We start from the raw sequence: 14534 nt of genomic DNA, 5'->3' as shown, positions 1-14534 counted from the left end.
GGGAAAAAGTCACCGAATCTGTGGAGGAAGGCCGTAACCCGGCTTCGGAATCGAACAGCGCCGAGGTGCTCCACGAGGAGGCGAGGCGCTCCGGGAGACGAAGAGGGCGCCCTCGCATCGCTCCGGGACACGAAAAGGCGCCCCCGGATCGCTCCAGGGGCGCCCTCGACGAAGAACCGTCCGGCCCGTGGGCCGCCGCTCAGCCGGCCTTGATGCGGTTGGTGAGCTCGGTGACCTGGTTGTAGATGGAGCGCCGCTCGGCCATCAGATTGCGGATCTTCCGGTCGGCGTGCATCACCGTGGTGTGGTCACGGCCGCCGAACAGCGCGCCGATCTTCGGCAGCGACAGGTCCGTCAGCTCACGGCACAGGTACATGGCGATCTGGCGGGCCGTCACCAGTTGCCGGCCCCGGGAGCTGCCGCACAGGTCCTCGACCGTGAGGCCGAAGTAGTCGGCCGTGGCGCCCATGATGGCCGTCGAGGTGATCTCCGGCGTCGAGTCGTCGCCGCCGGGCATCAGGTCCTTGAGGACGATCTCCGTCAGGCCCAGGTCCACCGGCTGCCGGTTGAGCGAGGCGAACGCCGTCACCCGGATCAGCGCGCCCTCCAGCTCACGGATGTTCCGCGAGATCCGGGAGGCGATGAACTCCAGCACCTCCGGCGGGGCGTTGAGCTGTTCCTGCACCGCCTTCTTGCGCAGGATCGCGATGCGGGTCTCCAGCTCCGGCGGCTGGACGTCGGTGATCAGGCCCCACTCGAAACGGTTCCGCAGCCGGTCCTCCAGCGTGACCAGCTGCTTGGGCGGCCGGTCGCTGGAGAGCACGATCTGCTTGTTGGCGTTGTGGAGCGTGTTGAAGGTGTGGAAGAACTCCTCCTGCGTCGACTCCTTGTCCGCCAGGAACTGGATGTCGTCGACGAGCAGGATGTCCATCTCGCGGTACCGCTTGCGGAAGCTGTCGCCCTTGCCGTCGCGGATGGAGTTGATGAACTCGTTGGTGAACTCCTCCGAGCTCACGTACCGCACGCGCGTGCCGGGGTACAGGCTCCGCGCGTAGTGTCCGATCGCGTGCAGCAGATGGGTCTTGCCGAGCCCGGACTCCCCGTAGATGAACAGCGGGTTGTAGGCCTTCGCCGGTGCCTCGGCGACGGCGACCGCGGCCGCGTGCGCGAAGCGGTTGGACGCGCCGATGACGAACGTGTCGAAGAGGTACTTCGGGTTCAGCCGCGCGGTCGGCTCACCGGGGCCGGCCGCCGGTGCCGGCTGCGCCGCCAGCGGGCCGGGCGCGCCGGTGGTGGGCAGGTTCGGACCCACCGGGCCGCCGCGGTGGACGTGCCCGGAACCGGCGGGCGGATCGGGCAGCTCACGGCGCCTGGCGTCACGCTGGTCGTAGTCGCCGCGTGAGGTGTCGTAGTCGGATCGCTGCTGGTCGTAGGACGGCCGGTCCATGGGCTGCGGACGGTAGTCCTGCGTGGGCGGGCCGCCGCCGTAGCCGTCCTGCGAGCCGTACGAGTCCTGGGAGCCGTAGGCGTCCTGCGGGGGTGTGGCGTACGGGTCCCGCTCCGGGAAGCCGAGGCGCTGCTGCTGCCAGCCGTACTCCTCCTGCGCCGGCCGCGGCCAGCCGCCGGGCTCCGGGCGCTGGTACTCCGACGGGTAGGCGGGACGGGCGGTGGGCAGCTGGTCGCCGGAGGGGCCCTGCTGCTGGTCGGTACGGCGGCGGCCGTAGCTCTCGTAGCCGTCGTATCCCTCGTACGGCTCGCGCTCCTGCCGGTCCGGCCGGTCGGACCGCTCCAGGTGATCGGGGCGCTCGGGTCGTTCCTGGCGGACGGCCGGGAGCTCGGGCTCCTCGTAGCGCGGCTGGGGGCGGGGCGCCGGCGGGGGCTCGCCGACGGTGTCGTCGACGGTGATCGCGATGCGGATCGGGCGTCCGCACTCGCGGCTCAGGCTCTCGCTGACGACGGGGGCGAGGCGGCCCTCGAGCACGCCCTTCGCGAACTCGTTGGGTACGGCGAGCAGCGCGGTGTCGGCGACGAGTGCCAGCGGCTGGCAGCGCCGGATCCAGTGCTCGTCCTTGCCCTCGACCCCCTGTCCGCGGCCCTCCCCGAGGAGCTGCTCCAGTACGCGTGGCCACACTGCGGCAAGATCGGCAGGTACGTCAGCCACAGGGCACGCTCTCTCACAGGTCCTTCGATCGTGTGATGCGGAGGACGGGTCGGGATGTGAATCGGGTGGTGGGGGGATTAAGGAAACGACTCGTCAAGGGAACGAACCGGAGTCAAGCCACGGTAGTCAGCGCGGCCGGTACGGTTCAAGTTGTTGTCCCCAGGCTGTGGACAAGTGTCCCTCAGTCGTCGCCGGTTTGACCGAATGGCGCAGCCGCGCGTACCGTGACCAGGTCGAGTTGTCGATGGCTGCTGCCGCCTGCCTCCGATGGGCACAGATCACGCAAGGTGATCGGTCAGCGGTGCACTCGGGCGTAACGCGAGCTACTCGTGGGCGCACGGTGACAGCCAGGACGGCACCCCGCAAACACCGAGTCTTTCTGGAGCCCCCGAGTGAGCAAGCGCACCTTCCAGCCGAACAACCGTCGTCGCGCCAAGACCCACGGCTTCCGGCTGCGTATGCGCACCCGTGCCGGCCGCGCGATTCTCGCGTCCCGCCGTAGCAAGGGTCGCGCCCGTCTGTCCGCCTGATCCCGGTCAGGTCATGCCGTCGTGCTGCCCACCGAGAACCGGCTGAGGCGGCGCGAGGACTTCGCGACCGCGGTACGACGAGGGCGCCGGGCAGGAAGTCGGCATCTCGTCGTCCATCTTCGTAGCGGTGCCACGGACCCGCATGCGCCTGGGGAGAGCGCTCCCCCGTCGTGTGCGGGTTTCGTCGTGAGCAAGGCCGTGGGTGGTGCGGTGGTGCGCAACAAGGTGAAGCGCAGGCTTCGCCATCTGATGCGCGAGCGAGTCGACCAGTTGCCCCCCGGTAGCCTGGTAGTCGTACGAGCGCTGCCCGGTGCGGGTGACGCCGACCATGCACAACTGGCCCGAGACCTGGATGCCGCCCTACGACGGCTGCTGGGAGGGGGCGCGCGATGAAGTACCCGCTGCTGGTTCTGATCAAGATCTACCAGTGGACGATCAGTCCGCTGCTGGGACCGGTGTGCAGGTACTACCCGTCGTGTTCCCACTACGGCTACACGGCCATCGACCGGCACGGTGCCCTCAAGGGCACGGCGCTCACGGCCTGGCGCATTCTCCGGTGCAATCCGTGGTCGCCGGGTGGTGTGGACCATGTCCCACCGCGCAAGCGCCCGCGGTGGCACGAAATGCTGCGTGACGCCTGGCGTGCACGCGGGGGCGGGACCTCCGCCGCCGAACCGGCCACCGAGGGGCGGACCTCTCCCACAGGTCCGGCGAGCCCTTCGAGCCCGGCCGCAGAGACCCCGTCCCATGCCCAAGGAGCATGATTAGTGGACACGATTGCCAGCCTCTTCAGCTTCATCACGACACCTGTCTCCTGGGTCATCGTCCAGTTCCACAGCGTGTACGGCGCCATCTTCGGCCCTGACACCGGCTGGGCCTGGGGCCTGTCCATCGTGTCCCTGGTGATTCTGATCCGTATCTGCCTGATCCCGCTCTTCGTGAAGCAGATCAAGGCGACGCGCGCGATGCAGACGCTCCAGCCGGAGATGAAGAAGATCCAGGAGCGCTACAAGAACGACCGGCAGCGCCAGTCCGAAGAGATGATGAAGCTGTACAAGGAGACGGGCACCAACCCGCTCTCCTCGTGCCTTCCCATCCTGGCGCAGTCACCGTTCTTCTTCGCCCTCTACCACGTGCTCAACAGCATCGCGTCGAACGACACCATCGGCGTGATCAACGAGCGCCTGCTGGAGAGCGCGCAGAAGGCCCACATCTTCGGTGCCCCGCTCGCGGCGAAGTTCACGGACAGCGCGGACAAGGTCGAGGCGCTCAACTCCTCGCTGACCGATGTCCGGGTCGTCACGGCCATCATGATCGTCCTGATGTCGCTGTCGCAGTTCTACACGCAGCGCCAGCTGATGACGAAGAACGTCGACACCACGGTGAAGACGCCGTTCATGCAGCAGCAGAAGATGCTGATGTACGTCTTCCCCATCATCTTCGCCGTCTTCGGTATCAATTTCCCGGTCGGTGTCCTCGTCTACTGGCTGACCACCAACGTGTGGACCATGGGCCAGCAGATGTACGTCATCCACAACAACCCCACGCCGGGTTCCAAGGCCCAGGCCGCGTACCTGGAGCGCCTTTCCAAGAGCGTCTCCAAGCACGGCAGGACCCGCAGCCGCGGTGAGCGCGCCATCGTCAAGGCCATCGTCGCGAAGGGCCGGGACCGCAACGAGTACGAGCGCAAGTTCATCAACGGTCTGAACAAGGAGGGCCTCGCGGCCCAGGCCGACGGCACGGTGATCAAGAGCGAGAGCACGGCCGTCGCCCAGGCCGAGGAAGCGGCCGCCGTCAAGCGGCAGCAGCCCAAGCGGCAGACCAAGTCCCAGCGTCAGTCCGGTACGGCCAAGGCGGCCGGTGAGCCCACCTCGCTGACCAAGTCCGACGAGCCCGAGGATGCCAAGCCCGCCGGCCCTGCCAAGAAGGACAACGCCAAGTCCGCCGGCAGTACCCGCAGCAGGGCCCAGTCCGGGCAGCGCAAGGGTCCGCAGCGGCCCAAGTCCCCGTCCAAGAAGTAAGAAGGAGTCCATCCCGTGACGGAAGGCACCACCTCCGCCGCTGCCGAGGGCGCAGACACCCTGACCCGCCTGGAGCAGGAGGGCGAGATCGCGGCGGACTACCTGGAGGGTCTGCTCGACATCGCCGACCTCGACGGCGACATCGACATGGACGTCGAGGCCGACCGTGCCTCCGTCTCGATCATCAGCGACACGGGCGGCCGTGACCTGCAGAAGCTGGTGGGTCGTGACGGTGAGGTGCTGGAGGCGCTCCAGGAGCTCACGCGTCTGGCCGTGCACCGGGAGACCGGGGACCGCAGCCGTCTCATGCTCGACATCGCGGGCTACCGGGCCAAGAAGCGGACCGAGCTGTCCGAGCTGGGCGCCAAGGCCGCGGCCGAGGCCAAGAACAGTGGCAAGGCCGTGAGGCTGGACCCGATGACCCCGTTCGAGCGCAAGGTCGTGCACGACGCGGTCAAGACGGCCGGCCTGCGCAGCGAGTCCGAGGGCGAGGAGCCGCAGCGCTTCGTCGTCGTGCTTCCCGCCTGATCGGCTCTACGTTCCACCGGCCCCGTCTGTTGCGCAGACGGGGCCGAACTTTGTCAGCCTGATAGTTCTGTGGTTCTGGTGTCGGCGCCCCGTGTCGGCACGGTACGGAAGGACGGTCCCCCGTGACGGAGGCAGCGGAGCTTCCCCCCGCGCCCGAGCAGGCACGTGAGGTGTTCGGAGATCGCTTCGAGGACGCGGTCCGGTACGCGGAGCTGCTCGCCGAGGCGGGCGTGCAGCGCGGCTTGATCGGGCCGCGTGAGGTGCCCCGCCTGTGGGAGCGGCATCTGCTGAACTGCGCGGTGCTCTCGGAAGTCGTGCCCGAGGGAGTGACGGTGTGCGATGTGGGCTCGGGCGCCGGCCTGCCGGGCATCCCCCTGGCACTGGTCAGGGAGGACATCAAGATCACTCTGCTGGAGCCGCTGCTCCGGCGTACCAACTTCCTGACCGAGGTCGTCGAGCTGCTCGGGCTGGACCACGTGACGGTCGTGCGTGGCCGGGCCGAGGAGGTCATGGGGAAGCTTCCTCCGGTGCACGTGGTGACCGCGCGCGCCGTGGCTCCGCTCGACCGCCTGGCCACATGGGGCATTCCGCTGCTGCGGCCCTACGGCGAGATGCTGGCGCTCAAGGGCGACACCGCCGAGGAGGAGCTGAAGAGCGCGGCGACGGCGCTGAGCAAGCTCGGTGCCGTGGAGACATCCATCGTGCATGTGGGTGAGGGCATCGTGGATCCGATGTCCACGGTGGTGCGGGTCGAGGTCGGCGAGAGCCCGGGCGGTGTGCGGTTCGCGGCGAAGCGCGCGAAGGCCGCCCGCACGGGACGGGCCCGACGCCGGCGCTGAGGGCCGGACGTACTCCACACAAGCTGCCGAACCCCTCCATGCCGGAGTGTCGCGGCAGTGCCGCCTCGGCCGCTGTGCATCGTGTTTCACGTGAAACGTCGCTCACTGCTGCACGGCATCATCAGTCGGGGCCGCGCCGCGGCCGAACCCCGTGACCGGAAGCCCCTCGGGTCGCTTGGAGAGGCTTCTGTTCCCGACGAGACATTGGTCTCCTCAAGAGGTGTGGAGTTGTCCACAGAGGTGGATTTCTCCACAGAACGTCAGGGCTCACTGGTTCATGACCCCGAAGGCATGGGAGGCTCTGTTCATAGCGAGCCTGAAGTCGAGGAGAGTGAATCCTTGCGGTCCGACGCCAACATCGCGGGACCGATGACCGATCCGGTCCCCGGTCCCCGTACCGAGTCGACGGGAGCGGATGTTTCACGTGAAACACCGCCTCCGATGGACGACACTCCCATCGGTCGTGCTGCCCAACTGGCGGTGGAGGCTCTGGGGCGAGCCGGTGAGGGCCTGCCACGGCCCGAGCAGACCCGCGTCATCGTGGTTGCCAACCAGAAGGGCGGTGTCGGCAAGACGACGACCACCGTCAACCTTGCCGCGTCGCTCGCTCTGCACGGCAGCCGTGTCCTGGTGATCGACCTCGACCCCCAGGGCAATGCCTCCACAGCCCTGGGCATCGACCACCATGCCGAGGTCCCCTCCATCTACGACGTCCTGGTGGAGAGCAAGCCGCTCGCCGGGGTCGTCCAGCCGGTCCCCGACGTCGAGGGGCTCTTCTGCGCACCCGCCACGATCGATCTCGCCGGTGCGGAGATCGAGCTGGTGTCGCTGGTGGCGCGAGAGAGCCGGCTGCAGCGGGCGATCCAGGCGTACGAGCAGCCGCTGGACTACATCCTCATCGACTGCCCGCCCTCCCTCGGTCTGCTGACGGTCAACGCGATGGTGGCCGGCCAGGAGGTCCTGATCCCGATCCAGTGCGAGTACTACGCGCTGGAGGGGCTGGGGCAGCTGCTGCGCAACGTCGACCTGGTGCGGGGACACCTCAATCCCACTCTGCATGTATCGACGATCCTGCTCACCATGTACGACGGCCGGACGCGCCTCGCGTCACAGGTCGCGGACGAGGTGCGCACCCACTTCGGCGACGAGGTACTGCGGACGAGCATTCCCCGCTCCGTCCGTATCTCGGAGGCGCCGAGCTATGGGCAGACGGTGCTGACTTACGATCCTGGATCAAGCGGTGCCCTCTCCTACTTCGAGGCGGCACGAGAGATTGCGCTGAGGGGTGTCGGCGTCAGCTATGACGCATCGCAGGCACACCTCGACGTACGGCAGAACGATCCGAGCATGGTGGAGGGCGTCCAGTGAGCGAGCGACGGAGGGGGCTGGGTCGTGGTCTCGGCGCACTGATCCCCGCTGCCCCGACAGAGAAGACGGTGACGCCGTCCGCGGTGGGCGGCAGTGTCTCCACGTCTTCTGCGACGATGCCGATACTGCCGAACGATCGAGGGGTGGCCGCCGCGAAGGTGGCCACGCTGTCGGATGTTTCACGTGAAACGGATGAGGCCTCGGCTCATGGGGCTGTGGCCGTGCCGCCCATGGGTGCGCACTTCGCCGAGATCCCCCTCGATGCCATCACGCCGAACCCTCGGCAGCCGCGCGATATCTTCGACGAGGACGCGCTGTCCGAGCTCATCACCTCCATCAAGGAGGTCGGTCTCCTCCAGCCGGTCGTCGTACGGCAGGTGGGGCCCGCACGCTATGAGCTCATCATGGGTGAGCGCCGGTGGCGTGCCTGCCGTGAGGCGGGGCTCGAGGCGATTCCGGCGATCGTGCGGGCCACGGAGGACGAGAAGCTCCTCCTGGACGCGCTGCTGGAGAACCTGCACCGTGCCCAGTTGAATCCGCTGGAAGAGGCCGCCGCCTACGACCAGTTGCTGAAGGACTTCAACTGCACGCACGACCAGCTGGCGGACCGCATCGGCCGGTCCCGTCCGCAGGTGTCCAACACCTTGCGTCTGCTGAAGCTCTCCCCGACCGTTCAGCGCAAGGTCGCCGCCGGTGTGCTGTCCGCCGGACACGCACGCGCGCTGCTGTCCGTCGAGGACGCGGAGGAGCAGGACCGGCTGGCCCACCGGATCGTGGCCGAGGGGCTGTCGGTGCGGGCGGTCGAGGAGATCGTGACCCTGATGGGTTCACATCCCCAGAAGGACCGGCGGTCCAAGGGGCCGCGCGCCGGAGCCCGTGTCTCTCCGGCGCTGACGGATCTGGCGACGCGTCTCTCGGATCGCTTCGAAACGCGGGTGAAGGTCGACCTGGGGCAGAAGAAGGGCAAGATCACCGTCGAGTTCGCCTCCATGGAGGACCTCGAACGCATCCTCGGCACCCTCGCTCCGGGTGAGGGACCCGTTCTGCAGAAGAGCCTGGTGGACGACGACTCCGTGGAGACCGAGTCCTGACCCCTCGACGGGGTCGGTCGAACAGCCGACTGGGTGACCAGGGGCGGGCCGTGTCCGGTGTGTACCGGAACACGGTCCGCCCTTTGCCTTTTGGCGGTATCGATGGAATCGCTTCATGGATACGATGCGTTTGGACAGGGCGCATCCACCCGGCAGTACCTCTGAGAGCAAGGCAGGGGCCATGCGAATGACGAGCCGCACCGGACTGGTGAGCGCGGGGCTGGGGGTAGGTGCCGTCAGCGGCTTCATCGGTAGCCTGCTCAAGGAACGGAGCGCTCTGACAGCCGCCCGCGAGGCAGCGGGCGAAGGAAGCGAGGAACAGCCTTCATGGGCCGTCGGCTCGTACCGCTCACGCTGGACAACCTTCCGGACCTCCCCCAGCGCTGCCGCTCGTGCGTCTTCTGGGAACTCGACCCCGTCAGCGGCGAGGCAGCGGTAAAGGCGGGCACCTCCGAGGTCGAGAAGGAGTCATGGATCTCGGCCGTCCTCCTGGACTGGGGATCCTGCGGAAGGGTCGTCTACGTCGATGACGTCCCCGTGGGCTTCGTCCTCTACGCTCCCCCCGCCTATGTGCCACGCTCCACAGCGTTTCCCACCAGCCCCGTGTCGCCCGACGCGGTGCAGCTGATGACCGCGTTCATCATGCCGGGGTACCAGGGGCAGGGGCTGGGCCGGGTGATGGTGCAGACGGTGGCCAAGGACCTGCTGCGCCGGGGCTTCAAGGCGATCGAGGCGTTCGGCGACGCACGCTGGAAGGAACCGGCCTGCGTCCTGCCCGCCGACCATCTGCTGGCCGTGGGCTTCAAGACGGTCCGGCAGCACCCCACTCACCCCCGGCTGAGGCTGGAGCTGAGAACGACGCTCTCCTGGAAGGAAGACGTCGAGATGGCGTTGGACCGGCTGCTCGGGGCCGTACAGAAGGAGCCGGCGCTACGTCCCCTCTGACGCTCTTCATGCGAATGGGCCGACCCAGATGGGTCGGCCCATTCGTGTTTCACGTGAAACACGCACCGCCAGCGAGGCGGTCGGTCATCACTTGGCGGCGGTGATGAACTCCTCGAGGTCGCGGACGATCGCGGCCTTCGGCTTGGCACCGACGATGGTCTTGGCGACCTCGCCGCCCTGGTAGACGTTCAAGGTGGGGATGGACATGACGCCGTACTTGGCGGCCGTGGCCGGGTTCTCGTCGATGTTCAGCTTGACGATCTCGATCTTGTCTCCGTGCTCAGCGGCGATCGCTTCGAGGGACGGAGCGATCTGACGGCACGGACCGCACCAGGCGGCCCAGAAGTCCACCAGGACGGGCTTGTCGTTCTTGAGGACGTCCTGCTCGAAGGAGTCGTCGGTCACATGCTTCAGGGTGCCGGCCACAGCGGGCTCCTTAACTGGTTGATGCGTGAGGAGGGTGGGGGTCAGACAGCGGTCTTCTCGGGCTCGGCCTTCTCCTCGTCCGCGAGAGCGGCGAGGAAGCGCTCGGCGTCGAGGGCGGCGGAACAGCCCGTACCGGCCGCGGTGATCGCCTGGCGGTAGGTGTGGTCGACCACGTCGCCGGCTCCGAAGACACCGGTGAGGTTCGTGCGCGTCGAGGGTGCCTCGACCTTCAGATAGCCCTCCTCGTCCAGCTCCAGCTGGCCCTTGAAGAGCTCGGTGCGCGGGTCGTGGCCGATCGCGATGAACAGGCCGGTCACTGCCAGGTCCGAGAGCTCGCCGGTCTTGACGTTGCGCAGCTTCAGGCCCGAGAGCTTCTGGTCACCCTGGACCTCGGCGACCTCGCTGTCCCAGACGAACGAGATCTTCGGGTCGGCGAAGGCACGCTCCTGCATCGCCTTGGAGGCACGCAGGGTGTCACGGCGGTGGACGATCGTCACGGACTTGGCGAAGCGGGAGAGGAAGGTGGCCTCCTCCATCGCGGTGTCACCACCGCCGATCACGGCGATGTCGTGGTCCTTGAAGAAGAACCCGTCACAGGTGGCGCACCACGAGACACCGCGGCCGGAGAGGGCGTCCTCGTTCGGCAGGCCGAGCTTGCGGTGCTGCGAACCGGTGGTGACGATGACGGCCTTCGCCTTGTGGACCGTGCCGGCGGTGTCCGTGACGGTCTTGATCTCACCGGTCAGGTCGACGGCGACCACATCGTCCGGGATGAGCTCGGCACCGAAGCGCTCCGCCTGGGCCCGCATGTTGTCCATGAGCTCGGGGCCCATGATGCCGTCCTGGAAGCCGGGGAAGTTCTCGACCTCGGTGGTGTTCATCAGCGCGCCGCCGGCGGTGACGGCACCCTCGAACACCAGGGGCTTCAGCGACGCACGGGCGGTATAGAGCGCCGCCGTGTAGCCGGCGGGCCCCGAGCCGATGATGATCACGTTACGGACGTCGCTCACGGCTTGTTTCCTCGTCTCTGGACTGCGTCGGTCGACCGGGGGAGCTTCTTTCGGAACTCTCACCCCGTCCAACGGATCCTAAGGGGCGCGCATTCCCGCCGTGCCCGGGCACACGGGCACGGCCCGCTGCCGGCAGGGAGAAGCGCACACCGTACGGGATACCACGCGGGAGGCGGACGAAGCGTCGGTCGTCAGGAGCGCGTGTAGGAGTGCTTCAGCAGGACCTTCGCGGTGGCGGTCGCGGACGGGTTGTCCACACAGGTCGCCTCGACGATGTACGCGGTCACACGGGTGTCGTCCGAGACGTCGGGAAGCACGACGAGCAGAGCGTCCTTCCCTTTGTAGGTGCCCTTCTTGGTGGCGAGCGCGGCGTCGTTGCGGCCGATGCCGTCGCTGACGCACTTCGGCACCGCGGGCTCCTTGAGGACCCTGGGACTGACGGCACCGGACTCCGACTGTGACCCGAGGGGGTGGACGGTACCGGGGCCCTTCACCTTCCCCTGGCTCTGTGCGAGGAGATCGGTGACCTGCTTCTCCAGCTTCCCTTCGGAGAAGGTGTCCGAGGCGGCCGTCCGGGTCCCCTCGTCCTGGCCGGTGCCGTCGTTCATGGAGGACAGCACCACGGACCCGAGCCCCAGAGCGGCGACTGTGAACACGGTTCCCAGGACGGCGACCCGGCGGCGCCCGCCGCGCAGACGGCCCTTGCGTCCCGGACCGGTCGTGGTGGAGCGGGGGCGTCCGGTCGGCCGGTCCTGGGGCACCGATGTTTCACGTGAAACATGCGCGGGCTCGTCGTCGGAGGACATGGGAGAAGCGCCGACGGGCTCCCCGGCGGCCTCCGGCTCCGGCGCAGTGGCGTGCAGCAGGGCCTCCGCGGCCAGTGCGGCGTCGATGCGGCCCGCCACCTCGGCGGGCATGCGGGGTGGGCCCGGCGCCGTACCGAGCAGGTCCCGGATCTCCTCGAGCGAGGCATGGACGTCCGCGCAGAGCGCGCACTCGTCCAGATGCCGGCGCACGTCGGCGCTCCGGGCGGACGGGAGGAGCCCCTCGGTCAGGTCGGAGATCTCCGCGACGTCCGGGTGCTCCGCCCTGTCTGTCGTCGACGTCACGCTCGCCCACCTCCGCCCTTCACCGCAGCCGGGTCGTTCGATCCTGGGTCCGGCGGATCCGCTTGCCGCGGGCCCGCTGCCGGTGGGACGGACGTCCCCTGCGTCCGGTTCCGTCCCTCCCTCTGTCTTCTGCTCTCACCGGGACCGTCCGGCCGCAGATGAGTGAGCAGGGGCAGGAGTCTGGCTCTGCCCCGCGCACAGCGGCTCTTCACCGTGCCGGTGGGCACATCGAGGATGCGGGCGGCTTCGGCGACCGGATAGCCCTGCATGTCCACGAGGACGAGCGCGGCCCGCTGATCGGGCGGGAGGGTGCCCATGGCCTCGATGAGCTGACGGTGCAGATCGTTGCGCTCCGCGGGCGCGGAGGCGGACTCGTGGGGTTCGAGCAACTGCTCCAGGCGCTCCGTGTCGTCGACCGGAGCGGTCTTGCGGGAGGCCGCCTTGCGGGCGCGGTCCAGGCACGCGTTCACCGTGATCCGGTGCAGCCATGTCGTGACGGCCGACTGGCCGCGGAAGGTGTGGGCGGCCCGGTAGGCGGAGACGAGGGCGTCCTGGACGGCGTCGGCGGCCTCCTCGCGGTCGCCGAGCGTCCGCAGCGCCACGGCCCAGAGCCGGTCACGGTGCCGGCGCACGAGCTCACCGAAGGCATCGGGGTCGCCCTTCACATGGCGGGCGAGGAGGTCCTGATCACTGACGTCGCCGTAGATGCTGTCGTCTGCCATCGGACCCCCTCCCTCTTCGGCTCCGTGGGTTCTCAGCCCTTGAACGTCACTTCGGTGATGGCCTGCTTGTAGCCTGCGCCGCTGTAACCGTCGGAGGGAGCGTACGGCGCAGCGGTGATCCACATCAGGACGTACCGGGTCTTGAGTGGCTTGGCTGCCTTGACCGTGAGTGATGTACCACTGGTGGTCGCGGTTCCGATCTCCTTCATTCCCTCGATCCCTGTCGAGGGCGACAGAGAGTCGGTGGCGTAGAGGTGCACGGCCGTGTGATCACCGGCGTACCGGAGGCCCATCGACGCGGTCGACAGTTCCTGAGGTGAACCGAGGTCGTAGACGATGCCGACGCCGGGCTTGTACGGCGCGAGTGTTGGGCCGTCGTTGTACTTCTTCGTGCGCCAGTAGGTGGAGTTGTCGCCGTCGTAGGTCTTGGCCACATCCTCCGGTGCCTGCGCTTCGCCCTTGACGACGTACTCCTGGGAGCCCTGGACGCTGATGGGCTTGGTCGGCTTGGGCTTGTCGTCGTTCTTGTCGCCGCCGTCCGTCGTCTGGGTCTGGTTGGTGTCGTCGGACTGCTTGTCCTGTTCCAGGAGCGCGTCCGCGAGCTGCCAGCTGCCCAGGCCCAGCGCGGCGATCAGCAGGGCCGAGACGGCCCACTTCAGGGCCTTGCCCGTGCGGCTCTGCAGGGGAGGAGGCGGAGTCGGCACCGGCTGGGTGACGCCGGGGTGCGGCGCCGGACGGCCGTAGGTGCCCTGCTGGTACGTCGTGCGCTGGTACTCCGGAGGAGTGGTGAACGCGGGCTCCGGCGGGCGGATGCGGGGCATCTCGCCGATCGCTTTCACCAGTTCCTCGGGCGTGGTGCACGCCGACTCGTGGCGCGAGGCCGTGGCTCCGTCGTTGGCGAGCGCCCGCATGGCCAGCTCGGACAGCCCGCGGTGGACACCGGCGCGCACCTGGTCGGGCGGGATCAGCCCGATGTCCTTCGGCAGTCCGGACAAGCCGTAGGCGTCGTTCTCGTAAGGCCAGCGCTGGGTGAGCGCCGCGTAGAGCAGGGCGCCGATGGACTCGGTGTCGGTGCGCTGCGGCGTGTCGGAGCTGATGCCACGCAGCGCGGCGTTCACCGCGAGGCCGCGGATGCGCCACTGACCGGTCGAGGTGCGCAGGACGGCGTTGGGGTTCAGACGGAGATGGGCGAGGCCCTCGCGGTGGGCCGCGGCCATGGCGGCCGAGACCTGACTGACCATCTGGTAGGCGTCGTACACCTCCAGCGGGCCGGCCGCCAGGAGCGTGGTCAGTTCGGTCGCGTCGGGGAGCCATTCGTGCACGACGTAGACGACGTCGTTCTCCTCGACGGCGTCCAGGACCTGGACGAAGCGCGGATCACCCAGCAGGGCGGCGGAACGGGCCGCGGCCAGGACCGACCGGGCGCGCGCGTGATCCGCGGGCAGGATGTGCACGCCGACGGCGCGGCGGAGTTTCTCGTCCACGGCGCGCCAACTGCTGAACCCGTCCAGACGGGTGACGCACTCCTCGAGGCGGTAGCGCCTGGCGAGTTTGTGACCGCTGTGCAGTTCGGGTGGCGAGGTCATCGCGGAACCGTCGGTCCCGGCGCCCTCCTGTGCCTCGTCGTTGTCCGTGTCCCGCTCCCGGTTCTGGGCCACCCCGTCGGCCGTGGACTGGTCCGCCTGTGCGGTCAGCGACTGCTCGCCGCTGTTGTCTGCCACGTCGACGGCAGCTGTGCTCCGTTCGGCCACCGTCGTTCCCTGCCTCCCCATCCCATGCGCGTC

15 protein-coding genes are annotated in these 14534 nt (G+C 68.4%); 9 read left to right on the top strand and 6 right to left on the bottom strand.

Annotated features, from left to right (window positions below; translation table 11 throughout):
- Window positions 1–199 precede the first annotated feature (199 nt).
- The gene (dnaA, locus tag ACF1DX_RS12995) at window positions 200–2161 is read right to left on the bottom strand and encodes a chromosomal replication initiator protein DnaA (RefSeq protein ID WP_391791252.1); all 1962 of its coding nucleotides are present in this window, start codon (window positions 2159–2161) and stop codon (window positions 200–202) included.
- A 392-nt stretch (window positions 2162–2553) separates the two neighbouring features.
- Between dnaA and rpmH the strand changes: the two genes are divergently transcribed.
- From rpmH to ACF1DX_RS12950, 9 genes are all read left to right on the top strand, one after another.
- Window positions 2554–2691 carry a 50S ribosomal protein L34 gene (gene rpmH, locus ACF1DX_RS12990; RefSeq protein WP_003956500.1) on the top strand — a complete coding sequence of 46 codons (138 nt, stop codon included), beginning with the start codon at window positions 2554–2556 and terminating at the stop codon, window positions 2689–2691.
- 21 nt (window positions 2692–2712) lie between these two features.
- Complete coding sequence (gene rnpA, locus ACF1DX_RS12985) at window positions 2713–3084, top strand: ribonuclease P protein component (RefSeq protein WP_073933322.1); 372 nt, start codon at window positions 2713–2715, stop codon at window positions 3082–3084.
- Window positions 3081–3455, top strand: a complete 375-nt coding sequence (gene yidD / locus ACF1DX_RS12980) for a membrane protein insertion efficiency factor YidD (protein ID WP_078913828.1) — start codon at window positions 3081–3083, stop codon at window positions 3453–3455. The genes rnpA and yidD overlap by 4 nt, the downstream gene beginning before the upstream one ends.
- Before the next feature lie 3 nt (window positions 3456–3458).
- Window positions 3459–4712, top strand: coding sequence for a membrane protein insertase YidC (yidC, locus tag ACF1DX_RS12975; RefSeq protein ID WP_391791251.1), 1254 nt, complete (start codon window positions 3459–3461; stop codon window positions 4710–4712).
- 15 nt (window positions 4713–4727) lie between these two features.
- Entirely contained in the window at window positions 4728–5240 is a 513-nt protein-coding gene (locus ACF1DX_RS12970; protein ID WP_391791250.1) for a protein jag, read from the top strand.
- 122 nt (window positions 5241–5362) lie between these two features.
- Entirely contained in the window at window positions 5363–6079 is a 717-nt protein-coding gene (rsmG, locus tag ACF1DX_RS12965) for a 16S rRNA (guanine(527)-N(7))-methyltransferase RsmG (RefSeq protein WP_391791249.1), read from the top strand.
- Window positions 6080–6370: 291 nt separating this feature from the next.
- Window positions 6371–7447: a ParA family protein gene (locus tag ACF1DX_RS12960; protein ID WP_391791248.1), complete on the top strand. Its 1077-nt coding sequence runs from the start codon at window positions 6371–6373 to the stop codon at window positions 7445–7447.
- Window positions 7444–8538, top strand: a complete 1095-nt coding sequence (locus tag ACF1DX_RS12955; protein WP_391791247.1) for a ParB/RepB/Spo0J family partition protein — start codon at window positions 7444–7446, stop codon at window positions 8536–8538. Before ACF1DX_RS12960 ends, ACF1DX_RS12955 begins: the two co-directional genes overlap by 4 nt.
- Before the next feature lie 327 nt (window positions 8539–8865).
- Window positions 8866–9483 carry a GNAT family N-acetyltransferase gene (locus tag ACF1DX_RS12950; RefSeq protein ID WP_391791246.1) on the top strand — a complete coding sequence of 206 codons (618 nt, stop codon included), beginning with the start codon at window positions 8866–8868 and terminating at the stop codon, window positions 9481–9483.
- Between the two features lie 87 nt (window positions 9484–9570).
- Here the strand turns inward: ACF1DX_RS12950 and trxA are convergent, their stop codons facing one another.
- From trxA to ACF1DX_RS12925, 5 genes are all read right to left on the bottom strand, one after another.
- The gene (trxA, locus tag ACF1DX_RS12945) at window positions 9571–9909 is read right to left on the bottom strand and encodes a thioredoxin (protein WP_030857059.1); all 339 of its coding nucleotides are present in this window, start codon (window positions 9907–9909) and stop codon (window positions 9571–9573) included.
- A 41-nt stretch (window positions 9910–9950) separates the two neighbouring features.
- Complete coding sequence (gene trxB / locus ACF1DX_RS12940) at window positions 9951–10919, bottom strand: thioredoxin-disulfide reductase (RefSeq protein ID WP_030857061.1); 969 nt, start codon at window positions 10917–10919, stop codon at window positions 9951–9953.
- Between the two features lie 191 nt (window positions 10920–11110).
- Window positions 11111–12028: an anti-sigma factor family protein gene (locus ACF1DX_RS12935; RefSeq protein WP_391791245.1), complete on the bottom strand. Its 918-nt coding sequence runs from the start codon at window positions 12026–12028 to the stop codon at window positions 11111–11113.
- Entirely contained in the window at window positions 12025–12750 is a 726-nt protein-coding gene (gene sigM / locus ACF1DX_RS12930) for an RNA polymerase sigma factor SigM (RefSeq protein ID WP_391791244.1), read from the bottom strand. Before sigM ends, ACF1DX_RS12935 begins: the two co-directional genes overlap by 4 nt.
- A gap of 32 nt (window positions 12751–12782) precedes the next feature.
- A complete protein-coding gene (locus tag ACF1DX_RS12925) occupies window positions 12783–14501 on the bottom strand; it encodes a protein kinase family protein (protein ID WP_391791243.1) in 1719 nt (572 codons plus the stop codon).
- Window positions 14502–14534 lie beyond the last annotated feature (33 nt).

The organism is Streptomyces sp. NPDC014676, from assembly GCF_043084105.1.
Taxonomy (GTDB): domain Bacteria; phylum Actinomycetota; class Actinomycetes; order Streptomycetales; family Streptomycetaceae; genus Streptomyces.
Note: the sequence above shows the minus strand (reverse complement) of the source record. Positions and strands in the feature narration are given on the sequence as shown.